The following is a 23,575-nucleotide window of genomic DNA, read 5'->3' as shown; positions in this document are numbered from 1 at the left end:
GCGAGCGCCGGCACGGCGCGAGTAAGGAGTCGCGCAATCGGACCTAGCGAGTGTGCGCCGCGCGAAAGCGCCTGAGACGATGAACGCATGCGGATCGCGCAGCACATCAGTGACCTCATCGGGGGAACGCCGCTGGTTCGGCTGAACTCCGTCATCCCCGACGGCGCCGGCACCGTGGCGGCCAAGGTCGAATACCTCAACCCCGGCGGCAGCTCGAAGGACCGGATCGCGGTGAAGATGATCGACGCCGCCGAGGCCAGCGGCCAGCTCAAGCCCGGGGGCACCATCGTCGAACCCACGTCGGGCAACACCGGCGTCGGCCTGGCTTTGGTGGCCCAGCGGCGCGGGTACAAGTGTGTGTTCGTCTGCCCCGACAAGGTCGGCGAGGACAAGCGCAACGTGCTGCTGGCCTACGGCGCCGAGGTGGTCGTGTGCCCGACGGCGGTGCCGCCCGAGCACCCGGACAGCTACTACAGCGTCTCGGACAGGCTGACCCGGGAAATCGAGGGGGCCTGGAAGCCCGACCAGTACGCCAACCCGGAGGGGCCGGCCAGCCACTACGCCACCACCGGCCCGGAGATCTGGGCCGACACCGACGGCAAGATCACCCATTTCGTCGCCGGCATCGGCACCGGCGGGACGATCACCGGCGCCGGGCGCTACCTCAAGGAGGTGTCCGGCGGCCGGGTCAAAATCATCGGAGCCGATCCGGAAGGCTCGGTGTACTCGGGTGGCAGCGGTCGGCCCTACCTGGTCGAGGGCGTCGGCGAGGACTTCTGGCCGGACGCCTACGACCGCACCGTTCCCGACCAGATCATCGCGGTGTCGGACTCCGACTCGTTCAACATGACGCGGCGGCTGGCCCGCGAGGAGGCGATGCTGGTCGGCGGGTCGTGCGGGATGGCGGTGGTCGCCGCGCTCAAGGTGGCCGAGGAGGCCGGACCCGACGCGCTGGTCGTCGTCCTATTGCCGGACGGCGGGCGAGGCTACATGGCGAAGATCTTCAACGACGCGTGGATGTCGTCGTACGGGTTCTTGCGCGCGCGCCTCGACGGTTCGACCGAGGAGTTCAGCGTCGGCGACGTGCTGCGCCGCAAGTCCGGTGAGCTGCCCGACCTGGTGCACACCCATCCGTCCGAGACGGTGCGCGACGCCATCGGCATCCTGCGCGAGTACGGGGTGTCGCAGATGCCGGTGGTCGGCGCCGAGCCGCCGGTGATGGCCGGCGAGGTCGCGGGCAGCGTTTCCGAGCGCGAGCTGCTGTCCGCCGTCTTCGAGGGCCGGGCCAAGCTGGCCGACGCGGTCGGGCAGCACATGAGCCCGCCGCTGCCGATGATCGGCGCCGGTGAGCTGGTCAGTGCGGCGGGCAAGGCACTGCGCGACTGGGACGCGCTGATGGTGGTGGAGAAGGGCAAACCGGTCGGGGTGATCACCCGGTACGACCTGTTGGGATTCCTGTCGGAGGGGCCCCGCGGATCCACGGGCCGGCGTTAGCGCCGCTTAAACCGCTTAGCCAGGCCGGCCCGCGGTACTGTAATTCGGCCTGGTTCAGCTAACGCAGTGGAGGGTTGCCCATGTCCGATCAACCGTCGCCCGGCGAGTCCTACCCGCCGCCCCCTGGGGCCGGTGGCCAACACGCCTCTCCGCCCCCTCCGCCGCCCCCGGCCGGCGGTTCCTACCCGCCGCCACCCCCGTCGTCGGGCGGATACGCCCCGCCCCCGCCCGGACCGGCGATCCGCGCCCTGCCGACGGAGTCCTACACGCCGTGGGTCACCCGGGTGCTGGCGTATCTCATCGACAACATCCCGGCCGGCATCCTGGTCGGCATCGGCGCGCTCATTCAGGCCCTCACGACGCAACAGTCGTGTGTCAGCGACATCACCCAGTACAGCGTCAACCAGTACTGCGTCAACCAGCCCAGTGGCATCGGCACGATGGCGTTCTGGTTGACGTGGCTGGCCGCGGTGGGATACCTGGTCTGGGACTACGGCTACCGCCAGGGCGTGACCGGCTCGAGCATCGGCAAGTCGGTGATGAAGTTCAAGGTGGTCAGCGAGGTCACCGGCCAGCCCATCGGTTTCGGGATGTCGGTGGTGCGCCAGATCGCGCACTTCGTTGACTCGCTCATCTGTGGCCTCGGCTACCTGTTCCCGCTGTGGGACGCCAAGCGGCAGACGCTGGCGGACAAGATCATGACGACCGTGTGCCTGCCGATCGAAGAGGGCTGAGCGGCTCGAGGTCAGACCGGGAGCCCATCCATATTTCCGAACCGACCGCGTCGCCCAACGCGGCGCGGTGCCGCTGAAGGCGTGGCGGCTGCGCGTCCAGTTCACCCGTCAGATATCGCAGCGCGTCGCCGATCGCGTTGAGCTTGTGCTGCATCGCGCGATTGCTGCGCGACTGGGTGTTCTGCAGCAGCGCGACGAGCAGGAACGTGATGATGTTGGTGACGGTGTTGATGACCAGTTGCCAGGTATCGACCGTGGGCAGCGCCCAGATGGTGGGTATCCACGCGACCACCACCAGCACGCAGATCGCGAAAAACGAAGGCCTGGAAACCCATTCGCCCGTATAGGTCGCGCAGCGATCGAAAAGGGACAGTTCGGTCCGGGTGGCGCTGTCGTCGGGCATGGTGGTTCTCCCTGGCTGGTCATCGCATGGGGACGACGACGAGTACCCCCGCCACCGATTTTCATGCCCGATCGGGGCTGTCACTAGGCTGAGCGTCGATGAGCGAGGACCGTAGCGCAGACCACAAGTTCAAGGGATTGGCCACCAAGGCCATCCACGCCGGGTACCGGCCGGATCCGGCGACCGGGGCGGTGAACGCCCCGATCTACGCCAGCAGCACGTTCGCCCAGGACGGCGTCGGTGGCCTGCGCGGCGGATTCGACTACGCGCGCACCGGCAACCCGACCCGGGATGCGCTGGAGGCCGCGCTGGCGGCCGTCGAGGAGGGCGCCTTCGCGCGCGCGTTCGGGTCCGGGATGGCGGCCGGCGACTGCGCCCTGCGGGCGATGTTGCGGCCCGGCGACCACCTCGTCATCCCCAACGACGCCTACGGCGGCACCTTCCGGTTGATCGACAAGGTGTTCACCAAGTGGGACGTCTCGTACACGCCGGTGGCGCTGTCCGACCTGGACGCCGTCGCGGGCGCGATCACCCCGCACACCCGGCTGATCTGGGTGGAAACACCGACCAACCCGTTGCTGACCATCGCCGACATCGCCGCGATCGCGGAGCTGGGCAAACAAAACTCCGCGAAGCTGTTGGTGGACAACACTTTTGCTTCGCCGGCGCTGCAGCAGCCGCTGGCGCTGGGCGCCGACGTGGTGCTGCACTCGACCACCAAATACATCGGCGGCCACTCTGACGTCGTGGGCGGCGCACTGATCACCAACGACCAGGAGTTGGACGACGCGTTCGCCTTCCTGCAGAACGGGGCGGGCGCGGTGCCGGGCCCGTTCGACGCCTACCTGACTATGCGCGGCCTGAAGACCCTGGCGCTGCGGATGCAGCGGCACAGCGAAAACGCTTGCGCGGTGGCCGAATTCCTCGCCGGGCATCCCTCGGTGAGCGCGGTGCTGTATCCGGGTCTGCCCGGGCATCCCGGCCACGAAGTAGCCGCGCGCCAGATGCGCGACTTTGGCGGCATGGTGTCGGTGCGCATGCGCGGGGGCCGGCAGGCCGCCGAGCAGCTGTGCGCCCGAACCGAGGTGTTCATCCTGGCCGAGTCGCTGGGCGGCGTCGAGTCGCTGATCGAGCTGCCCAGCGCCATGACGCACGCGTCGACGGCCGGCTCGCAACTCGAAGTGCCCGACGACCTGGTGCGGCTTTCGGTCGGCATCGAGGACGAGGCCGACCTGTTGGCCGACCTCGAACAGGCCCTGGCCTAGTACGGCGACCAGACGCAAAAGGCCCCCGACACGCCGCTTGTGAGGGGCTTTGCGTCTGCTCGCGCGAAACGCTAGGAGTGGTACGGCTCCGCGCTGACCAGCGTGACCTCGACGGTGTTGCCGTTGGGCACCTGGTAGCTGCGGGTCTCGCCGACCTTGGCGTCGATCAGGGCGCCGCCCAGCGGTGAGTTGGGCGAGTACACCTCGAGCTTGCCGTCGTTGACGCCCTCCTGGCGGGTGGCGATCAGGAACGTCTCGCTGTCGGACTTGTCGCCGTTGTAGTAGACCTTGACCACCGAGCCGGGCAGCGCGACGCCGGACTGCTTGGGCGCTTCGCCGACCTTGGCGTTGTTGAGCAGGTCCTGCAGTTGGCGGATGCGGGCCTCCTGCTGGCCCTGCTCTTCGCGGGCGGCGTGGTAGCCGCCGTTCTCGCGCAGGTCGCCCTCTTCGCGGCGGTCGTTGATTTCCGCGGCGATGATCGGACGATTCGCGATCAACTGGTCGAGCTCGGCCTTGAGTCGGTCATGTGACTCCTGGGTCAGCCAGGTCACCTGAGTATCCGTCATCTCGTCGTCCTCGTATTTCTTTCTCGTTTCGCGTATTCGCGCAAGCTTTTGCACCCCGCTGCCGGGGGTATTCGGGTCCCCGCCCCGGCTACCGCCGCTCCGTCCTTCCGACGGCCTTTAATGCAGCAATACACGGTCCCTAGGGGAACCGTGCATTCATCCATGCTACCACCGCGCAAACAGATGATGACTCAATATTCGCTGTTCGTCTTATCGTGCGGTCAGGCCGGACGCAGGTAGCCGGGCACATCGGTGCCGCAACCGTAGATGTCGGCCATCACCGGGGGTCGGACGGATTTCACCGTCGTCGTCACCTGCACGGTGGCCTGGTCGGACGGGCCCACCAGCACTTCGCGCCTGCCGGTCTCGCCGCCGTCCTTGGCCCGGACCCGCACGATGCAGTCAACCGGGCGCGACGGGTCGGATCGCGTCACGCTGATCGTTACCGATGCCGTCTCGTTGTCGATCAACTGGTAGCCGGCCAGCGAGCCGGTGACGTCACTGGTCCCGAGCCGCTGGTAGCCGATGATGGCGACGACGACGCCGGCGGCCACGACCAGCACTGCCAACCCGATGGCCACCCGGCGCCGGGAAACGCGCGACAGTCGCGATCGCCCGTAGCGGGCCTCGGGGCGCGGAGGGGAAGTTTCGGTCATGCCTGGGTATGCCTGCAGTGGTGGTTGCCGGCCGCCGGCCGACGGGATGCAACGATCGGAACTGGAATTATAAGGTCGCGTCTAGCACTTCTAGCCCTTCGGGGGCGACCGGCGAACCGACTCGGACAAGGGGGCACGTGAGCGAACTGCGGTTGATGGCGGTGCATGCCCACCCCGACGACGAGTCGAGCAAGGGCGCGGCCACCCTGGCCCGCTACGCCGACGAGGGTCACCGGGTTTTGGTGGTGACGCTGACCGGCGGCGAGCGCGGCGAGATTCTCAACCCGGCGATGGACCTGCCCGATGTGCTAGAACACATGGCCGAAATCCGCCGCGACGAGATGGCGAAGGCGGCGGAGATCCTCGGTGTGGAGCACAAGTGGCTCGGCTTCGTCGACTCCGGCCTGCCCCAGGGCGATCCGCCGCCGCCGCTGCCCGAGGGCTGCTTCGCGCTGGTGCCGCTGGAGGAATCCGTCGGGGCGCTGGTGCGCGTGATCCGCGAGTTCCGGCCGCACGTGATGACCACCTATGACGAGAACGGCGGCTACCCCCACCCCGACCACATCCGCTGCCACCAGGTGTCCGTCGGTGCCTTCGAGGCCGCCGGCGACTACGCCCGCTTCCCGGACGCGGGCGAGCCGTGGACGGTGTCCAAGCTGTACTACAACCACGGCTTCCTGCGGGCGCGGATGCAGCTGCTGCACGACGAGTTCGTCAAGCGCGGCCAGGAGGGGCCATTCCAAAAGTGGCTCAAGCACTGGGATCCCGAGCATGACCCGTTCGAGTCCCGGGTGACGACGCGGGTCGAGTGCTCGGCGTATTTCAGCCAGCGCGACGACGCCCTGCGGGCGCACGCCACCCAGATCGACCCGAACGCCGAATTCTTCGCCGCACCGATCGAGTGGCAGCAGCGGCTCTGGCCGACCGAGGAATTCGAGCTGGCCCGCTCCCGCGTCCCGGTCAAGCTGCCCGAGGACGACCTGTTCGCCGGGATCGAGGACGACGGGTGACGCACCATCTCCTCCGGGTCATTGCCGACGCTCCGCACAACCACGGGCCCGACTTCGGCAAGGCGAGCCCGGTCGGGCTGCTCGTCGTCGTGCTGCTGCTGATCGCGACCCTGTTCCTGTTGCGGTCGATGAACCGGCAGCTGAAAAAGGTCCCCAAGACGTTCGATCCGGAGCATCCCGAGCCCGATCAGGCCGCCGACGAGGGCACCGACACGGTTGGCGAGAACCCCGACCAACCGAGACACCGCGATGAGCCCGGCTGAATCCGGCGCAACGAACACCCTCGGCCTGGCCACCAGCCCGTATCTGCGCCAGCACGCCGATAACCCGGTGCATTGGCAGCAGTGGACGCCGCAAGCGCTGGCGGACGCGGCGGCGCGCGACGTGCCGATCCTGCTGTCCATTGGCTACGCCGCGTGCCACTGGTGTCACGTCATGGCCCACGAATCGTTCGAAGACGACGAAGTGGCCGCGGCGATGAACGCGGGGTTCGTCTGCATCAAGGTCGACCGCGAGGAGCGGCCCGACATCGACGCGGTGTACATGAACGCGACCGTCGCGCTCACCGGGCATGGCGGATGGCCGATGACGTGCTTCCTGACACCCGACGGCCGACCGTTCTTCTGCGGCACGTACTACCCGAAAGATGCTTTCCTGCAGCTTCTTTCGGCCGTGTCCGCGACCTGGCGGGACCGCCGCGGCGAGGTCGAGGAGGCCTCCGACCACATCGCGGGTGAGTTGCGCAAAATGGCGGGTGGATTGGCCGCCGGCGGGCCGGACGCGGCGCCGCAGCTGTGTGACCACGCCGTCGCCTCCGTGCTCGGCGACCAGGACACCGTGCACGGCGGGTTCGCCGGCGCCCCCAAATTCCCGCCGTCGGCGATTCTGGAGGCGTTGCTGCGCAACCACGAGCGCACCGGGTCGCCGGCGGCGCTGGAGGCGGTCACCCGCACGGCCAACGCGATGGCCCGCGGCGGTATCTACGACCAACTCGCCGGCGGCTTCGCCCGCTACAGCGTCGACAACGCTTGGGTGGTACCGCATTTCGAGAAGATGCTGTACGACAACGCGTTGCTGCTGCGCGCCTACGCCCATTGGGCGCGGCGCACCGCGGACCCGTTGGCCCGCCGGGTCGCCAGCCAGACGGCGAGGTTCCTGCTCGACGAGCTGGCCGACGGCGACATGTTCACTTCGTCGCTGGACGCCGACGCCGACGGCCGCGAGGGCTCGACCTACGTCTGGACACCGGAGCAGCTGACCGAGGTGCTCGGCGCCGACGAAGGCCGTTGGGCCGCAGAGCTTTTCGCGGTCACCCCGTCCGGCACCTTCGAACACGGCAGCTCGGTGCTGCAGTTGCCCGCCGACCCCGACGACCCGCAACGGGCCGAACGGGTCCGCGCCGCGCTGCTGGCCGCACGGCTCACCCGCGCGCAGCCCGGGCGTGACGACAAGGTCGTCACGTCGTGGAACGGCCTGGCCATCACCGCGCTGGCGGAGGCCAGCGTGGCGTTGGAGCAACCCGAGTTGGCCGCTGCGGCAAGGCGTTGCGCCCTTTCGCTGCTGGGGCTGCACATCGTCGACGGACGGTTGCGTCGCGCCAGCCTGGGCGGGACGGTCGGGGACAGTCCGGGCATCCTCGAGGACTACGCGATGCTGGCCACCGGCCTGCTCGCGGTGTACCAGCTGACCGCCGAGGCGTCGTGGCTGACGACGGCGACCGACTTGCTGGACACGGCGCTGCGCCACTTCGCCGACCCGGAGCGGCCCGGCCGCTGGTTCGACACCGCCGACGACGCCGAGCAATTGGTGCTGCGGCCCGCCGACCCGCTGGACGGTGCCACGCCGTCGGGCGCGTCGTCGATCACCGAAGCGTTGCTCTCCGCGGCGCACCTCGTCGACGGGGAACGCGCGGAGCGGTACCTGCGGGCGGCGGGCGAGGCCCTGGCGGCGCACTCGCTGCTGCTGGAGCGCGCGCCGCGGTCGGCCGGGCATTGGCTGGCCGTCGCCGAAGCCGCGGTGCGCGGGCCGCTGCAGATCGCGGTCGCCTGCGACCCGTCACGGTCGGCGCTGCTCGCCGAAGCGCGCCGGCTGGCGCCCGGCGGGGCGATCGTCGTGGGCGGCGCGCCGGATTCGTCGGCGCTGCTGGCGGGGCGGGACCGGGTCGGTGGCGCCGACGCCGCCTACGTGTGCCGCGGCCGGCTCTGCGACCTGCCGGTGACCCGGGCGGCCGAACTGGCCGCGGCCCTGGATGTTTCGGGAGGGTAGCCGGGAGGCTACCCTGCGTCCCATGCCGAACGCCCCGGACCGGGTCCACGCGATCACCGACACCGTCCACCGCTACATCGAGCTGGTTGCCAAGGGCAGCGCCGACGAGCTGGTGGACCTCTACGCCGACGACGCGACGGTTGAGGACCCGGTCGGCGGCGAGGTGCACATCGGTCGCCAGGCGATCCACGGCTTCTACTCCGCGGTCAACGACGTGCAGCGCGACTGCGAGCTGGTGTCACTGCGGGTGGCCGGCAACGAGGCGGCGTTCCAGTTCCGCCTGACCGTCACCGCGGGGGAGCACCGGATGGTGATCGAGCCGATCGACGTGATGGCCTTCGACGACCGCGGCAAGGTCACCACGATGAAGGCCTACTGGTCGGCGGCGGACGTCACGCGGGTCTAGCGGGACCGTCAGGCCGGGTTGCCGACGTAAAAGACCGCGAACCACATCGCGATGTAGTGCAGGATCGCCGCGATCGCGGTGAAGGCGTGGAAGAACTCGTGATAGCCGAACGTCTTTGGCCACGGGTCCGGCCAGCGCAGCCCGTAGAGCAGGCCCCCGATGCTGTAGAACGCGCCGCCGACCGCGAGCAGCACCATCGCGGCGACCCCGGCGACGTGGATGATGGTCGGCGCGTACCAGACCGCCACCCAACCCAGCAGCAGGTACAGCGGGACGCCCACCCAGCGCGGCGCCGTCGGCCAGCACACCTTCAGCACGACTCCGGCCAGCGCGCCGCCCCACACGATCCACAACACGGTTCGCCCGTCCTCGGGCGGCATCGCCAGCATCGCGAACGGCGTGTAGCTGCCGGCGATGAACAGGAAGATCATCGAATGGTCGAGCCGCTTCATCAGGTTGCGGCTCTTGTCGGATTTCCAGTTGACGCGGTGGTAGGTGGCGCTGACCGCGAACATCGCCACGGTGGCCAGGGCGTAGGCGAACGTCGTCAGCCCGGCTCGGGTGGAAGCCACCGCCCACGACACCGAGACCAGACACGCGCCGCAGACGATCGCCAGCCACGCCGAATAGAAGTGGATCCAGCCACGCATGCGGGGCTTGGAAATGGCCTCGGCGGCGCCGTCGACGAGCTGTTCGACGGGATTGCCCGGCGCGATCGCCTCGGGCTCCGGGTTGGTGGGCGTGCTGGTCTTGCTGCTCATGTCTCCCTATTGCCTCGCATTGCGGCCGTTAGACCCAACACTAACCGCGAATGATCACGACACGCTGCTGGACGTGCGGTGGGCTTGCGCAAATCCACCACGGAATTTGTGGTCGCTCACAGTAGGGTAGAGCTTCGTGGAGATCATCCCGCCGCGGCTCAAGGAGCCGTTGTACCGCGTCTACGAGCTGCGGCTGAGGCAGGGTCTGGCGGCCTCCAAGTCCGAGCTTCCCCGCCACATCGCGGTGCTGTGCGACGGGAACCGGCGCTGGGCGCGCAACGCGGGGTACGACGACGTCAGCTACGGCTACCGGATGGGCGCCGCCAAGATCGCCGAGATGCTGCGCTGGTGCCAAGAGGCCGGCATAGAGATGACGACGGTCTACTTGCTGTCCACCGAAAACCTGCAACGCGATCCCGACGAGCTGGCTGGCCTCATCGAGATCATCACCGACGTGGTCGAGGAGATCTGCGCCCCGACCAATCGCTGGAGCGTGCGCACGGTCGGCGACCTCGGGCTGATCGGCGAGGACCAGGCCCGCCGGCTGCGCGACGCGGTGGAGTCGACGCCGGCCGTCGCGCCGTTCCACGTCAACGTCGCCGTCGGCTACGGCGGCCGCCGGGAGATCGTCGACGCGGTGCGCGCGCTGCTGAACAAGGAACTCGCCAACGGTGCCAGCGCGGAGGAGCTGATCGACGCGGTGACCACGGAAGGCATCTCCGAAAACCTTTACACCTCTGGGCAACCCGACCCCGACCTGGTGATCCGCACCTCGGGGGAACAGCGGCTGTCGGGGTTTTTGCTGTGGCAGAGCGCCTATTCGGAGATGTGGTTCACCGAGGCGCACTGGCCCGCCTTCCGCCGCGTCGATTTCCTGCGCGCGCTGCGTGACTACAGCCAGCGGCATCGGAGATACGGCAAGTAGCAGCGGGTCGGCACGCATCAGACCCCGTGCCGATCGCAAGCGCGGCGAAGCCGGGCGCAGCGGGTCGGCACGCATCAGACCCCGTGCCGATCGCAAGCGCGGCGAAGCCGGGCGCAGCGGGTCGGCACGCATCAGACCCCGTGCCAAACTGGATGCATGGCTGCGCTGTCGGCGGTGGTGTTCACGCTGAGCGGGTGGCTGGGGTTGTATCTGCTGGCCCGCGATCCGCGTAAGCCGGTGCTTGCGCTCGCGGCGATCGGACTGTGTGGCTTCGCGCTGGTGGTGGCGCTCGATGCGATACGCACGGCGAGCGCCCCGCATCTCGCGGTGCTCAGCCGGTTCGAGATCTATCTGGCCGCCGTGCCCAGCGTGGCGTGGTTCGCGGTGCTCGTCGAGCTGTCGCGGCCGGGCGACCGCTGGCGCGCGCGCACCGGTGAGTTGCTGCTCGTCGGCGGTGTCGGCGCGCTCATCCTGCTGGGGGCGGCGCTGGCCGGCAGCGTCGAGGGGCCGCTGCGGCCGGGTCACCTGCTGATGATGGCGGTCATCTCGACGTCCACGTTGGGGGCGATGATCGTCGCGGTGCGGCGGCCCGCGCAGCCGACCTCGGTCGTCGGCGTCGTTGTCGTGGCGACGCTGTTCTTCGCGCTGGCCAACGCCATCCTGATCATCCCGTTGGGCATCGTGCCGAGCTGGCTGGCCCTGGCGTCGACGGGTTGCGACGTCCTGACGCTCGGCGTGGCGGTGGCGCTGTGGGACGCCTTCGACGAGGGTCAGGCGCTGCGCGCCGACATGCTGCGCTCGTTCGCCGGTTCGATGGCCGTGGCCGTGCTGTTCGGCGGCCAGGCGCTGATCGGCCTGGCCGTGACCCGACGGGAGCCCACCGCGCAGACCGTGCTCACGGTGCTGTTGTTCAGCACGTTGGCGATCGCGATCGCGGTGCAGGTGCTGGCCGATCCGTTGGCCGGGGTGCTGGACCGGCTGGCGTTCTCCAGGTCGCCGACGCTGCGCGCCGACCGGGCCGCGTTGCGGCACACCGGCGCGGCGCTGCCGCTGCGCTCGGCCGATCCCCGCAAGGATCTTCGGCACATCGACGACGACACCTTCGCGCGGCTCACCCGCCGCGCGCTGGGTCACTATGCCGACCTGACCAAGCTCGTCGCCAGCCCGCTGACCGCGTTGCCCGTGATCGACGAGCGGCTGGCCGCGCGCGGCGCTCCCGATCACCCGGTGGAGCGCGCCAACGAGCTGAAAGCCGTTCTCGCCGACGGCATCGCCCGGCTCAAACCCCGCGATGCCGGCGACTTCGGAACCACCGAGGAGTGGCGCTACTACAACTCGCTGTACTTCCCGTACGTCGTCGGAGTGCGCGCCTACGCGCAGAACGCCACCGCCGCCGGCCTAGACCCCACCGCCCGGCAGGCGTGGCAATGGCTGGTCACCGAGGTGCCCCAGCGTTCGCTGCACAACTGGCAAAACGCTGCGGCCCGGCTGATCGCCGCCGATCTGCGGGCGCGGGTGCCGGTCGCCAGCGACTAGCGCGGCCAGCGAGCCCAATCAGGCCACCGGCCCCACATTTTGAGACACCTGTTGAATTTGTTAGCGCGGTGGGGAATAGCCCGGCGAAATCCCTGGTCATTCTCGGCATGGCAGCAACTGGCAGCGCCATGGATCGATGTGGCAGTGCTTGAGCGGCACGCTCAAACCAGTTCGACCCCCTCGCCATCGCTAGGAGTAACCGCATGACCGCCGTTTCTGGAATTCCAACCCGCCCCCTATACGACTCGACCGACTCGCTGCTGCGTTTCGCCATGCGCGCCGACGCCACGTTGACGGGCATGTGCGGCTTGGCCGTCGCCTTCTTCGCCGACCCGATCTCGTCGATGACGGGACTCACGTCGGGCCAGGAGTACGCGATGGGCGCGTTCTTCGTCCTCGCCGGCCTCGTCGTGTTCAGCCTCGCGGCGGCGCCGAACCTGCGCCGCGTCGGGATCGGCATCATCGTGGCCAACGTCGTCTTCACGCTGGCCGCGATCGTGGCCGCCGGAGCCGTGCCCGTGTTGACCACAACCGGAGTGGCCGCGACGCTGGCGACCGCCGTCTACACCGCGGCGTTCGCCGGTCTCCAGTACCTAGGAGTGCGTCGCCTCGCGACCTAGCCCCCCTCCGGCCCGGTCCCGCGCTACAGCTTGCGCAGGCGCAGCCGATTGATGGAATGGTCGGCGTCCTTGCGCAACACCAGGGTGGCGCGGGGCCGGGTCGGCAGGATGTTCTCGACCAGGTTGGGCCGGTTGATCGACCGCCAGATCTCGCGCGCGGCGGCGACCGCCTTGGTGTCGTTGAGCGCCGAATAGTGGTGAAAGTGCGACTCGGGATCGGCGAACGCGGTGCCGCGCAGCGACAGGAACCGCGACACGTACCACTGCTCGATGTCTTCGATTCGGGCGTCCACATACAGCGAGAAGTCGAACAGGTCCGACACCATCAGGGTGGGGCCGGTCTGCAGGACGTTGAGGCCCTCCAGGATCAAGATGTCGGGGTGGCGGACCACATGCTTGGCCCCCGGGATGATGTCGTACTTCAGGTGCGAATACACCGGCGCGCATGCGTGATCGGAACCGGATTTGACCGACGTCACGAACCGCATCAACGCCCGGCGGTTGTAGCTTTCCGGAAAACCCTTGCGATGCATCAGGTTTCGCCGGTCGAGCTCAGCGTTCGGGTACAGGAAGCCGTCGGTGGTCACCAGGTCCACCCGGGGATGGTGATCCCAGCGGGCCAGCAGCGCCTGCAGCACGCGGGCCGTCGTCGACTTGCCGACGGCCACGCTTCCCGCCACGCCGATGATGAACGGCACCGGCCGGTCCGGGTTCTGTTGGGGCTCCCCGAGGAATTCCGCCGTGGCGGCGAACAGCCGCTGGCGTGCGGCGACCTGAAGGTGGATCAATCGGGCCAGCGGCAGGTAGACCTCTTCGACCTCCAGCAAGTCGATCTGCTCGCCGAGACCGCGCAGCCCGACCAGTTCCTCTTCGGTGAGGGCCAGCGGCGTGGACATGCGAAGCGCCCGCCATTGTTTTCGGTCGAACTCCACATATGGGCTCGGCTCGCTAGGCCGCGGCATAGTGCACAAGTGTGGCAGGGGCGGACGCGCGCCCGACGGCTGGGCTGGCGAAAAGCGCGCTGGATAGACTGGCGCCCGTGACTGCCGCACCCGACGCCCGTACCTCCTCCACCGTGATGTCGGCCCCGCTCGCCGAGGTCGACCCCGACATCGCCGAGTTGCTGGACAAGGAGCTGCACCGGCAACGCGACACCCTGGAGATGATCGCCTCCGAGAACTTCGTGCCGCGGTCGGTGCTGCAGGCCCAGGGGAGCGTGCTGACCAACAAGTACGCCGAGGGATTGCCCGGCCGGCGCTACTACGGGGGATGCGAGCACGTCGACGTCGTGGAGAACATCGCCCGCGACCGGGCCAAGGCGTTGTTCGGCGCCGAGTTCGCCAACGTCCAGCCGCATTCCGGCGCGCAGGCCAACGCCGCCGTGCTGCACGCCCTCATGTCTCCGGGGGAACACCTGCTCGGCCTGGACCTGGCCAACGGCGGCCACCTCACCCACGGGATGAAGCTGAACTTCTCCGGAAAGCTGTACGACGCCGGCTTCTACGGCGTGGACCCCAAGACCCACCTGGTCGACATGGACGTCGTGCGGGCCCGGGCGCTCGAGTTCCGGCCCAAGGTGATCATCGCCGGCTGGTCGGCCTACCCGCGCATCCTCGACTTCGCGGCGTTCGCCTCGATCGCCGACGAGGTCGACGCCAAGCTGTGGGTGGACATGGCGCACTTCGCCGGGCTTGTCGCGGTTGGGCTGCACCCGACGCCGGTGCCGCACGCGGACGTGGTGTCCACGACCGTGCACAAGACCCTCGGCGGCGCCCGTTCCGGCATGATCCTGGGCAAGCAGGAATACGCCAAGGCCATCAACTCGGCGGTGTTCCCCGGCCAGCAGGGCGGGCCGCTGATGCACGTCATCGCGGGCAAGGCGGTCGCGCTCAAGATCGCCACCACCCCCGAGTTCGCCGACCGCCAGCAGCGCACGCTGTCCGGGGCGCGCATCGTCGCCGACCGGTTGCTGGCGGCCGACGTGGCCAAGGCCGGCGTGTCGGTGGTCAGCGGCGGCACCGACGTGCACCTGGTGCTGGTCGACCTGCGTGATTCGCCGCTCGACGGCAAGGCCGCCGAGGACCTGCTGCACGAGATCGGCATCACCGTCAACCGCAACGCGGTCCCCAACGACCCCCGGCCGCCGATGGTGACGTCGGGGCTGCGGGTGGGCACGCCCGCGCTGGCCACCCGCGGTTTCGGGGACGCCGAATTCATCGAGGTCGCCGACATCATCGCCACCGCGCTGGCAGCCGGTACGTCCGCCGACGTCTCGGCGCTGCGGCAGCGGGTGACGCGGCTGGCCAGGGACTTCCCGCTCTACGAGGGCCTGGAGGACTGGACGCTCGTCGACCGCTGAGCGCTTAAGGGACCAAAGTCACCATTCGGCGGCGACACGCCCCAGCAATTTCACCGAACCTGTACCTGGGAGTTACAGTAACCGCATGGCACAGAAACCTGTTCCTAACGCGCTGACCCTCGAACTCGAGCCCGTGGTCGAGCGGCTCATGGACCACCACCTCAACACCGAGGACCTGTGGTTCGCCCACGACTACGTGCCCTTCGACCAGGGCGAGAACTTCGCCTTCCTGGGCGGACGCGACTGGGACCCGTCGCAGACCACGCTGCCCAGGGACATCACCGACGCCTGCGAGATCCTGCTGCTGCTCAAGGACAACCTCGCCGGGCACCACCGCGAGCTCGTCGAGCACTTCATCCTCGAGGAGTGGTGGGGCCGCTGGCTGGGCCGGTGGACGGCCGAGGAGCACCTCCACGCCATCGCGCTGCGCGAGTACCTGGTGGTGACGCGGGAAGTCGACCCGACCGCCAACGAGGAGGCCCGGGTCGAGTACGTGATGAAGGGCTACCGCGCCGACACCTACTCCCAGGTCGAAACGCTGGTCTACATGGCGCTCACCGAGCGCACGCAGGCGGTCTTCTGCCGCAACCTGGCGGCCCGCATCGAGGAACCCGTCCTAGCCGGCCTCATCGACCGCATCGCCCGCGACGAGACGCGGCACGAGGGGATCTTCGCGAACCTCGTCGCGCACTGCCTCGAGTTCACGCGCGACGAGACCATCGCCGCCATCGCCGCGCGGGCAGCGGACCTGCAGACGGTGGGGGCCGACATCGACGCCTACGCGGACAAGGTGCAAGCCGTCGCCGACGCCGGCATTTTCACTCCGCAGGATTTGCGGCAGGCGATCTCCGACCGCATCACCGAATGGGGTGTGGCGGGCGAACCCGCGCTGGCGCAATTCGTCATTAGTTAAACCGTTCTTCACCGGAACCGGCCGCGCCCAGCGGCCGGTTTTTGGTGTCGCCGTGTCGGTCTCGGCGCGCCTGCGCGGCGCCAAAGCGGCCACGAGAGTAGCGTCGTTCCCGATGGCCAGCGACAAGATCTGCTGCCAGGGCGGCACCTTCCGTCACTACTTCGGTAGTTCTAGGCAGGACCGGCCCCGGTCCTGGTGCTGCGGCTCCCGCCGACATGCCTGTGCGGGTCCGCGCGGGCTTACCCGCTCGAGGAGCGCTTCGTGACCGATCTCCGGACCTATGTGCTCGACACCTCCGTACTGCTGTCCGATCCGTGGGCGTGCAGCCGGTTCGCCGAACACGAGGTGGTGGTGCCGCTGGTGGTGATCAGCGAGCTGGAGGCCAAACGCCACCACCACGAACTGGGCTGGTTCGCCCGTCAGGCGCTGCGCCTGTTCGATGATCTTCGGCTCGAGCACGGACGGCTGGATCAGCCGATTCCCGTTGGGACACAAGGCGGAACACTTCACGTCGAACTCAATCACACCGACCCCACGGTGTTGCCCGCGGGCTTTCGCACCGACAGCAACGACTCCCGGATCCTGAGCTGCGCCGCCAACCTCGCCGCCGAAGGCAAGCGAGTTACGTTGGTCAGCAAGGACATTCCGCTGCGCGTGAAGGCCGCCGCGGTAGGCCTGTCCGCCGACGAATACCACGCGCAGGACGTCGTGGCGTCCGGGTGGTCGGGCATGTACGAGATCGAGACCGCCACCGAGGATATCGACGCGCTGTTCGCCGACGGCGAGATCGACCTGGTCGAAGCGCGAGACCTGCCCTGCCACACCGGAATTCGGCTGCTGGGCGGAAGCTCGCATGCGCTGGGGCGGGTCACCGCGGCGAAACGCGTGCAGCTGGTTCGCGGCGACCGCGAGGTGTTCGGGCTGCGCGGCCGTTCCGCCGAACAGCGCGTGGCGCTGGACCTGCTGCTGGACGAGTCGGTAGGCATCGTGTCGCTGGGCGGCAAGGCCGGGACCGGCAAGTCGGCGCTGGCGCTGTGCGCGGGTCTGGAGGCGGTGCTCGAACGGCGCACCCACCGCAAGGTGGTGGTCTTCCGTCCGCTCTACGCGGTCGGGGGCCAGGAACTGGGCTACCTGCCCGGCAGCGAGAGCGAAAAGATGGGCCCGTGGGCGCAGGCCGTGTTCGACACGCTCGAGGGACTGGCCAGCCCGGCGGTGCTCGAGGAGGTGCTGTCCCGGGGCATGCTCGAGGTGCTGCCGCTGACCCACATCCGGGGCCGCTCGCTGCACGACTCGTTCGTCATCGTCGACGAGGCGCAGTCGCTGGAGCGCAACGTGCTGCTGACCGTGCTCTCCCGGTTGGGCACCGGATCGCGGGTGGTGCTCACCCACGACATCGCCCAGCGCGACAACCTGCGCGTCGGCCGCCACGACGGGGTCGCGGCGGTGATCGAGAAGCTCAAGGGCCACCCGCTGTTCGCCCACATCACGCTGCTGCGCAGCGAGCGCTCGCCGATCGCCGCGCTGGTCACCGAGATGCTCGAGGAGATCGCCGGGCCGCAGTGAGTGTGAACCCCTGGCTTTCACTGTCACTTCAGGGCGGGAAATCCGCGTGAATGTCGCCCTGATGCAACACTGAAAACCCTGGTTACACGGTCAACGCGGCTGCTGCACACCCAACCCCCGGTAGGCTTTCTACGTGCCGAAACGACCCGACAGCCAGGCGTGGCGCTATTGGCGGACCGTGTTGGGCGTCGTGGCGGCCGCCGCGGTGCTGGTGATCGGCGCCCTCACGGGTCACGTGACGCGGGCCGACAATCTCAGCTGTTCGGTCGTCAAGTGCGTCGCGTTCACCTTCGATGACGGGCCGGGGCCTTACACCGACCGGCTGCTGCAGATCCTGAAGGACGCCGACGCCAAGGCCACGTTCTTCCTGATCGGCAACAAGGTCGCCGCCAATCCGGCGGGAGCCAAACGCATCGCCGACGCCGGCATGGAGTTCGGCAACCACACCTGGGAACACCCCAACATGACGACGATCCCCCTGGAGGACGTCGCGGGTCAGTTCTCCCGGAGCAACGACGCGATCACCGCCGCGACGGGCCGGGCCCCGTCGCTGTGGCGTCCCGCGGGCGGGCTGTCCAACGACGTCGTGCGTCAAACCGCGGGGAAGTTCGGCCTAGCCGAAATCCTTTGGGACGTCATTCCTTTCGACTGGATCAACGATTCCAACACGGCCGCGACGCGGTACATGTTGATGACGTACATCAAGCCCGGCTCGGTGGTGCTGTTCCATGACACCTACTCGAGCACCGTCGACCTGGTGTACCAGTTCATCCCGGTGCTCAAGGCCAATGGCTATCGGCTGGTGACCGTCAGCGAATTGCTCGGGCCGCGGGCGCCCGGCAGCACGTACGGCGGGCGCGAAAACGGGCCACCGGCCAACCAGCTGCACGACATTCCGCCCGGCGAGATCCCGTCCCTGCCCAACACGTCGTCACCCAAGCCGATGCCGAACTTCCCCATCACCGACATCCCAGGCCAGAATTCGGGTGGGCCGACCAACGGCGCCTAGAAAGGTTTGGCAGCACCCGCGGCTACCTTTATAGGGTGATCAAGCCGAGCTGGCTTCGGGCTCCAGCGGCGGGACAGCGAAAATCCCCGCGCAGGTTGGCGATCCAGTACGCTCTCGACCTCACGCTCGCCTACGTCGTGGCAGTGCTCGATGCCGCAGCGATCCTGATCCCACTGCGCGGCCACACGTCCGCGGCGGCCGACGTCGATATCGCGGAAAAGAACACGGCCCTGGTAGTGGTGCTGATCGGCCTGAGCCTCGTCGGCGTCGTGGTGGCCGGCGTCCTGAACCTGGCTCCCACGCTGCGTTGGTACGCGGCCGGGGACGAACCGACCGACGCGCAACGGGAAGTGGCGATGCGGATGCCCGGCCGCCAGTCGGCGATCCTCTTGCTGGCCTGGGGCGGTGCCGGGGTGATCTTCGCTTTGTTGAATCTCGCCGGTGGCGCGGAGGTCATGCTGCCCATCTCCCTCGGTGTGCTGCTGGGAGCGCCGGCGGCCGCGGGCATGGGAATGCTGTTCGCGCAACGCACCCTGCGGCCCATCATGGGAGCCGCCACGCTCGGCCGCGAGCCGCGCCTGGTGGTACCGAGTGTGTTCGCGCGGCTGGTGTTGCTGTGGTTCTTGTGTAGCGCGCTGCCGATCGGGGTGATCGCGACCCTGGTCGTTCTTCGTTCGTACGGGTGGCTGATCCAGAAGTCCGCGTCGCTGGATGTGCCGGTGCTGGTGGTGTCGCTGGCGGCGGTGCTGCTCGGTTTGCCGACGATGATCCTGACGTCGCGCTCCATCTCCGATCCCCTCAGTGAGGTCGTCGACGCGATGGCGGAGGTGGAGCACGGCCGCATGGAGACCTACGTGGGCGCCTACGAACGCTCCCAAATCGGGCGTCTGCAAACGGGATTCAACCGCATGGTCGCCGGGCTCGCCGAGCGGGACCGGCTGCGGGACCTGTTCGGGCGCCACGTCGGAACCGACGTCGCGCAGCGCGCCGTTCAAGAGGGCGCCTCGCTGTCCGGCGACGTGGTCGAGGCGGCCGTTCTCTTCATCGACCTGGTCGGCTCGACGCAACTCGCGGAAAGCCGCCCCCCGCAAGAGGTCGCCGCGGTGCTCAACGACTTCTTCCGGATCGTGGTCGATGCCGTCGACGAGCACAACGGGCTGATCAATAAATTTGCCGGCGACGCCGCGTTGGCCGTCTTTGGTGCCCCGTTGCGGACGGCGCAACCGGCGTCGGCGGCGTTGGCGACGGCGCGCGCGTTGGCCACCCAGCTGCGCCGGCTGCCCATCGTCGATTTCGGCATCGGCATCTCGGCCGGCCGGGTGTTCGCCGGCAACGTCGGCGCCGAAAACCGTTACGAATACACGGTAATCGGCGATGCGGTCAACGAGGCCGCGAGGCTGGCCGACCTCGCCAAAACCGCCGAGCGGCGAATTTTGTGTTCGGCGGCGGCCATCGAGCGGGCCGATGACGCCGAGCGCGCGCACTGGGCCGAGTGCTATTCCACCGTGCTACGCGGGCGCTCGGAGGCCACCCACGTATCCGCGCCGGCGGGCCCCGCTACTTCTTGACCTTTAGCGCTCCGATGACCCCGTTCATCACGCCCGCCGAACCCGCATCGCCGATCGGCGTCGCGCCCATGAAGACGGTGACGGGCTTGGTGTCCACCGCGATGATGACCACGGAGTCGCCCTTGACGTTGCGTGCGGGGTCGGCGATCGTGATGTCCGCGTCGACCCGGGCGGCCTTGACGCCGTCGACCGTGATCGACGACTTCTTCAGCGGCCCGAGCGTCGGCGTCGCGTTCGCGTATCCCGGCCCGTTGGCCACACAATCCATCAACTTCGCCGCCTGCGCGGCGACGTCCATGCTGCTGACGAAGTTGGTGACGGCGACCTCGGCCTGCATCATCCACTGATTGGCACCGGGCACCTCCTGCCCGACGCCGACGGCGCCGATCAGGTTCGGGCTCTGGTCGTCCGAGAACCCCATCCACCCCGGCGCCGCGTTGGCCGGGAACGACAGCTTGCCCGCGCTGATCGTGTCGCCCGTGGGCTTGTCGCCGCCGGACACGTTGGGCGTGCAGCCGGTCGCCGTCTGCTGGGCGCTGTTGGGCGACGACGGCGCGCTCGTCGAGGAGGGCACGGACGGGTTGGTCGAGGGCCCCGCCTTGTTCGGCTTGCTTCCGCTGTTGAGCCCGATCGCCAAGAGCACCACCACGATGATGACGCCCAGCACCGCGACACCGGCGAGGATCAGCCACGGCGCCTTGGAGCGCGGCCCGGGCGGCGGGCCGGGTGGGTACGGCCCGCCGGGCCAGCCCGGCGGGACCTGCTGGCCGGGTGGGGGGAACTGCTGGGGCGGGTAGGGGCCCGCCGCGTACGGGCCACCCGGCGCCGGGTACGGGTACCCGCCGCCCGGTGGCGGCCCGCCCGGCGGAGGGCCGGCCGGTGGCGGGCCACCCTGTGGCGGGCCGCCCCAATAGGGGCCCTGCCCATAGGGATTCGCGCCGTAGGGATCCTGGCCGTAGGGACCGCCGGGGGGAGTCGTCATCGCCGAACCGCTCTCATCTAGTTCTCCGGCTTCACTTTGGCCATCGCCAAGACGTCGAGGCGGCGGTCCAGCTCTTCCAGCGACAGCTTGTCACCGATCAGCCCGCGATCGATGACGGTCTGTCGGATGGTCTTGCGCTCCTTGAGCGCCTGTTTGGCCACCGCGGCGGCCTCCTCGTAGCCGATGGCCGAGTTCAGCGGCGTCACGATCGACGGCGACGATTCGGCCAGCTCGCGCAGGTGCTCGACGTTCGCCTTGAGCCCGACGATGCAGCGCTCCGCGAACAGCCGCGAAACATTGGTCAGCAGCTTGAAGGACTCCAGGATGTTGCGGGCCATCATCGGGATGTAGACGTTGAGCTCGAAGGCACCGGACAACCCGCCGACGGCGACCGCCGCGTCGTTGCCGATCACCTGCGCGGCGACCTGCGTAACCGCCTCCGGCAGAACGGGATTCACCTTGCCCGGCATGATCGAGCTGCCCGGCTGCAGGTCCGGCAGCTGGATCTCGGCCAGGCCGGTCAGCGGGCCCGATCCCATCCAGCGGACGTCGTTGGCGATCTTGGTCAACGACACCGCGACGGTGCGCAGCGCGCCCGAGGCCTCGACCAGCCCGTCGCGGGCGGCCTGGACCTCGAAAGAGTTGACCGCCGGGCGCAATTCGCTCAGGCCGGTGGACGCGACCAGCGTCTCGACCACCTTCACGCCGAACCCGTCGGGTGCGTTCAGGCCGGTCCCGACCGCGGTGCCCCCGATCGCGAGCTCACCCAGCCGCGGCAGCGTGGCCCGGACCCGCTCGATCCCGGCCTCGATCTGGCGGGCGTAGCCGCTGAACTCCTGGCCCAGTGTCACCGGGACGGCGTCCATCAGGTGGGTGCGGCCGGACTTGACCACCGTCTGCCACTCGCGCGCCTTGCTCGCCAGCGCGTCGTGCAGCACCTCGAGCGCGGGGATCAGGTGACGCACCGCGGCCTCGGTGGCCGCGATGTGGGTGGCGGTCGGGAAGGTGTCGTTGGACGACTGCGACATGTTGACGTCGTCGTTGGGGTGCACCGTCACCCCATTGGCGGCGGCGATGCTGGCGATCACCTCGTTGGTGTTCATGTTCGAGCTTGTGCCCGAACCGGTTTGGAAGACGTCGATGGGAAACTGGTCGTCGTGGCGGCCGTCGGCGATCTCGGCGGCCGCGGCGATGATCGCGTCGGCCTTCTCCGGCGCCAGCAGCCCGAGGTCCTTGTTCACCTGCGCGCAGGCGCCCTTCAGCAGACCCAGCGCCCGGATCTGGGTGCGCTCCAGGCCGCGGCCCGAGATCGGGAAGTTCTCGACCGCGCGCTGAGTTTGCGCGCGCCACAGGGCCTTTGCCGGCACCCGAACCTCGCCCATGGTGTCGTGCTCGATGCGGTACTCGGCGCCGTCTTCCTCAGTGGCCATAGATCGGTCTCCTGGTTTCGTTGCGGGTCGTGTCGGGTTCGGTCGGGTCGGTCAGGGCAGGGGATAGGCGGCAGAGCTGTCGCCGGTGAAGTCGATCGACGAGTACTCGTTGAGCTTGGACAGCCGGTGGTAGGCCTCGATCAGGCGCACGGTGCCCGACTTCGAGCGCATCACGATCGACTGGGTGGTGCAGCCGCCGGGGTAGTACCGCACGCCCTTGAGCAGGTCGCCCTCGGTCACCCCAGTCGCGCAGAAGAACACGTTCTCGCCGGACACCAGGTCCTCGGTGGTCAGGACCTGGTCCAGGTCGTAGCCGGCATCCAGCGCCTTGCGACGCTCGGCCTCATCTTTGGGGGCCAGTTGCGCCTGGATGGCGCCGCCCATGCAGCGGATCGCCGCCGCGGCGATGATGCCCTCCGGCGTGCCGCCGATGCCGGCCAGCATGTCGGTGCCCGACTCCGGCCGGCACGCGGAGATGGCGCCGGCGACGTCGCCGTCGGTGATCAGCCGGATCCGGGCCCCGGTGGCCCGGACGTCTTCGATGAGTTGCGCGTGCCGCGGCCGGTCCAGGATGCACACCGTCATGTCGCGCACCGACAGGGCCTTGACCTTGGCGACGGCCTTGATGTTGTCGGCGATCGGCGCGGTGATGTCGAGCACGTTGGCGGCCTCGGGCCCGACGGCGATCTTGTTCATGTAGAACACCGCCGACGGGTCGAACATCGCGCCGCGATCGGCCACCGCCAGCACGGAGATGGCGTTGGGCATGCCCTTGCTCATCAACGTGGTGCCGTCCACCGGGTCGACGGCGAAGTCGCACTCCGGCCCGTCCCCGTTGCCGACTTCCTCGCCGTTGTAGAGCATCGGCGCCTGGTCCTTCTCGCCCTCGCCGATCACCACCACGCCACGCATCGACACGGTGTTGACCAGCTCGCGGATGGCGTCGACGGCCGCGCCGTCGCCGCCCTCCTTGTCGCCGCGGCCCACCCACCGACCGGCCGCCATGGCACCGGCCTCGGTTACCCGGACCAGCTCCATCGCCAGGTTGCGGTCGGGGGCTTCGCGGCGTTGGGGGCGATCGCTCATGGTTGCCGATTGTCCCAGAAGCAG

At 68.9% G+C, this 23,575-nt stretch carries 23 protein-coding genes and 1 pseudogene; 16 read left to right on the top strand and 8 right to left on the bottom strand.

Annotation, left to right across the window (positions count from 1 at the left end):
- Positions 1 to 87 precede the first annotated feature (87 nt).
- Both AC5Y4S_RS11960 and AC5Y4S_RS11955 read left to right on the top strand, forming a co-directional pair.
- On the top strand, positions 88 to 1,494 hold the full coding sequence (locus AC5Y4S_RS11960; protein ID WP_500032944.1) for a cystathionine beta-synthase: 1,407 nt from the start codon (positions 88 to 90) through the stop codon (positions 1,492 to 1,494).
- A gap of 80 nt (positions 1,495 to 1,574) precedes the next feature.
- Positions 1,575 to 2,228, top strand: coding sequence for an RDD family protein (locus tag AC5Y4S_RS11955; RefSeq protein ID WP_500032939.1), 654 nt, complete (start codon positions 1,575 to 1,577; stop codon positions 2,226 to 2,228).
- Here the strand turns inward: AC5Y4S_RS11955 and AC5Y4S_RS11950 are convergent.
- Positions 2,191 to 2,631, bottom strand: a complete 441-nt coding sequence (locus tag AC5Y4S_RS11950; RefSeq protein ID WP_500032937.1) for a low affinity iron permease family protein — start codon at positions 2,629 to 2,631, stop codon at positions 2,191 to 2,193. The two genes, AC5Y4S_RS11955 and AC5Y4S_RS11950, sit on opposite strands and share 38 nt — an antisense overlap.
- A 98-nt stretch (positions 2,632 to 2,729) precedes the next feature.
- On the opposite strand from AC5Y4S_RS11950, the gene AC5Y4S_RS11945 reads away from it, so the two are divergent.
- A complete protein-coding gene (locus tag AC5Y4S_RS11945) occupies positions 2,730 to 3,896 on the top strand; it encodes a cystathionine gamma-synthase (protein ID WP_500032932.1) in 1,167 nt (388 codons plus the stop codon).
- A gap of 71 nt (positions 3,897 to 3,967) precedes the next feature.
- Here the strand turns inward: AC5Y4S_RS11945 and greA are convergent, their stop codons facing one another.
- Positions 3,968 to 4,462, bottom strand: coding sequence for a transcription elongation factor GreA (greA, locus tag AC5Y4S_RS11940; RefSeq protein ID WP_066940885.1), 495 nt, complete (start codon positions 4,460 to 4,462; stop codon positions 3,968 to 3,970).
- A gap of 221 nt (positions 4,463 to 4,683) precedes the next feature.
- Complete coding sequence (locus AC5Y4S_RS11935; RefSeq protein WP_500032925.1) at positions 4,684 to 5,118, bottom strand: DUF4307 domain-containing protein; 435 nt, start codon at positions 5,116 to 5,118, stop codon at positions 4,684 to 4,686.
- A gap of 137 nt (positions 5,119 to 5,255) precedes the next feature.
- Between AC5Y4S_RS11935 and mca the strand changes: the two genes are divergently transcribed.
- From mca to AC5Y4S_RS11915, 4 genes are read left to right on the top strand one after another with little or no spacing between them, the layout of a single operon-like run.
- Positions 5,256 to 6,128 (top strand): mycothiol conjugate amidase Mca, encoded by an 873-nt coding sequence (gene mca, locus AC5Y4S_RS11930; protein WP_500032920.1) that lies wholly within the window; start codon positions 5,256 to 5,258, stop codon positions 6,126 to 6,128.
- Entirely contained in the window at positions 6,125 to 6,391 is a 267-nt protein-coding gene (locus AC5Y4S_RS11925) for a hypothetical protein (protein WP_068180732.1), read from the top strand. The genes mca and AC5Y4S_RS11925 overlap by 4 nt, the downstream gene beginning before the upstream one ends.
- Entirely contained in the window at positions 6,378 to 8,393 is a 2,016-nt protein-coding gene (locus AC5Y4S_RS11920) for a thioredoxin domain-containing protein (protein ID WP_500032913.1), read from the top strand. Before AC5Y4S_RS11925 ends, AC5Y4S_RS11920 begins: the two co-directional genes overlap by 14 nt.
- 22 nt (positions 8,394 to 8,415) lie before the next feature.
- Positions 8,416 to 8,799 carry a nuclear transport factor 2 family protein gene (locus AC5Y4S_RS11915; protein ID WP_500032910.1) on the top strand — a complete coding sequence of 128 codons (384 nt, stop codon included), beginning with the start codon at positions 8,416 to 8,418 and terminating at the stop codon, positions 8,797 to 8,799.
- An 8-nt stretch (positions 8,800 to 8,807) separates the two neighbouring features.
- Here the strand turns inward: AC5Y4S_RS11915 and trhA are convergent, their stop codons facing one another.
- A complete protein-coding gene (trhA, locus tag AC5Y4S_RS11910; protein WP_068180726.1) occupies positions 8,808 to 9,560 on the bottom strand; it encodes a PAQR family membrane homeostasis protein TrhA in 753 nt (250 codons plus the stop codon).
- 136 nt (positions 9,561 to 9,696) lie between these two features.
- On the opposite strand from trhA, the gene AC5Y4S_RS11905 reads away from it, so the two are divergent.
- From AC5Y4S_RS11905 to AC5Y4S_RS11890, 4 genes and pseudogenes are all read left to right on the top strand, one after another.
- A complete protein-coding gene (locus AC5Y4S_RS11905; RefSeq protein ID WP_500032906.1) occupies positions 9,697 to 10,485 on the top strand; it encodes a (2Z,6E)-farnesyl diphosphate synthase in 789 nt (262 codons plus the stop codon).
- A pseudogene (locus AC5Y4S_RS11900) lies at positions 10,485 to 10,718 on the top strand (2-isopropylmalate synthase); the annotation flags it as partial. The gene AC5Y4S_RS11905 and the pseudogene AC5Y4S_RS11900, both read left to right, overlap by 1 nt.
- Entirely contained in the window at positions 10,642 to 12,021 is a 1,380-nt protein-coding gene (locus AC5Y4S_RS11895) for a hypothetical protein (RefSeq protein WP_500032903.1), read from the top strand. The pseudogene AC5Y4S_RS11900 and the gene AC5Y4S_RS11895, both read left to right, overlap by 77 nt.
- A 203-nt stretch (positions 12,022 to 12,224) precedes the next feature.
- Positions 12,225 to 12,641 (top strand): hypothetical protein, encoded by a 417-nt coding sequence (locus tag AC5Y4S_RS11890; protein WP_500032900.1) that lies wholly within the window; start codon positions 12,225 to 12,227, stop codon positions 12,639 to 12,641.
- 23 nt (positions 12,642 to 12,664) lie between these two features.
- On the opposite strand, the gene coaA is transcribed toward AC5Y4S_RS11890, so the two are convergent.
- Complete coding sequence (gene coaA / locus AC5Y4S_RS11885; RefSeq protein ID WP_068127646.1) at positions 12,665 to 13,603, bottom strand: type I pantothenate kinase; 939 nt, start codon at positions 13,601 to 13,603, stop codon at positions 12,665 to 12,667.
- Positions 13,604 to 13,719: 116 nt separating this feature from the next.
- Here coaA and glyA point away from each other — a divergent pair, with 116 nt between their 5' ends.
- The 5 genes from glyA (at position 13,720) to AC5Y4S_RS11860 (ending at position 20,053) form a co-directional block, all read left to right on the top strand.
- Positions 13,720 to 15,000: a serine hydroxymethyltransferase gene (gene glyA / locus AC5Y4S_RS11880; RefSeq protein WP_500033302.1), complete on the top strand. Its 1,281-nt coding sequence runs from the start codon at positions 13,720 to 13,722 to the stop codon at positions 14,998 to 15,000.
- A gap of 85 nt (positions 15,001 to 15,085) precedes the next feature.
- On the top strand, positions 15,086 to 15,913 hold the full coding sequence (locus AC5Y4S_RS11875; RefSeq protein ID WP_500032896.1) for an acyl-ACP desaturase: 828 nt from the start codon (positions 15,086 to 15,088) through the stop codon (positions 15,911 to 15,913).
- A gap of 261 nt (positions 15,914 to 16,174) precedes the next feature.
- Positions 16,175 to 17,476, top strand: a complete 1,302-nt coding sequence (gene phoH2 / locus AC5Y4S_RS11870; protein ID WP_068101002.1) for an RNA 5'-3' helicase PhoH2 — start codon at positions 16,175 to 16,177, stop codon at positions 17,474 to 17,476.
- Between the two features lie 133 nt (positions 17,477 to 17,609).
- Positions 17,610 to 18,485 (top strand): polysaccharide deacetylase family protein, encoded by an 876-nt coding sequence (locus AC5Y4S_RS11865; RefSeq protein WP_500032894.1) that lies wholly within the window; start codon positions 17,610 to 17,612, stop codon positions 18,483 to 18,485.
- 95 nt (positions 18,486 to 18,580) lie between these two features.
- A complete protein-coding gene (locus tag AC5Y4S_RS11860) occupies positions 18,581 to 20,053 on the top strand; it encodes an adenylate/guanylate cyclase domain-containing protein (protein ID WP_500033301.1) in 1,473 nt (490 codons plus the stop codon).
- Here AC5Y4S_RS11860 and AC5Y4S_RS11855 read toward each other — a convergent pair.
- Genes AC5Y4S_RS11855 through glpX form a run of 3 tightly spaced genes read right to left on the bottom strand, consistent with a single transcriptional unit; the run spans position 20,043 to position 23,551 of the window.
- Positions 20,043 to 21,035 (bottom strand): hypothetical protein, encoded by a 993-nt coding sequence (locus AC5Y4S_RS11855; protein ID WP_500032893.1) that lies wholly within the window; start codon positions 21,033 to 21,035, stop codon positions 20,043 to 20,045. The two genes, AC5Y4S_RS11860 and AC5Y4S_RS11855, sit on opposite strands and share 11 nt — an antisense overlap.
- Positions 21,036 to 21,052: 17 nt before the next feature.
- Positions 21,053 to 22,465, bottom strand: a complete 1,413-nt coding sequence (locus AC5Y4S_RS11850; protein ID WP_500032891.1) for a class II fumarate hydratase — start codon at positions 22,463 to 22,465, stop codon at positions 21,053 to 21,055.
- Between the two features lie 51 nt (positions 22,466 to 22,516).
- Positions 22,517 to 23,551 (bottom strand): class II fructose-bisphosphatase, encoded by a 1,035-nt coding sequence (gene glpX, locus AC5Y4S_RS11845; RefSeq protein WP_500032887.1) that lies wholly within the window; start codon positions 23,549 to 23,551, stop codon positions 22,517 to 22,519.
- Positions 23,552 to 23,575 lie beyond the last annotated feature (24 nt).

The sequence above is a fragment of the Mycobacterium sp. NGS64 genome, assembly GCF_059812245.1.
The sequence above is the reverse complement of the archived record's forward strand: the minus strand, read 5'-3'. Positions and strand labels throughout refer to the sequence as shown.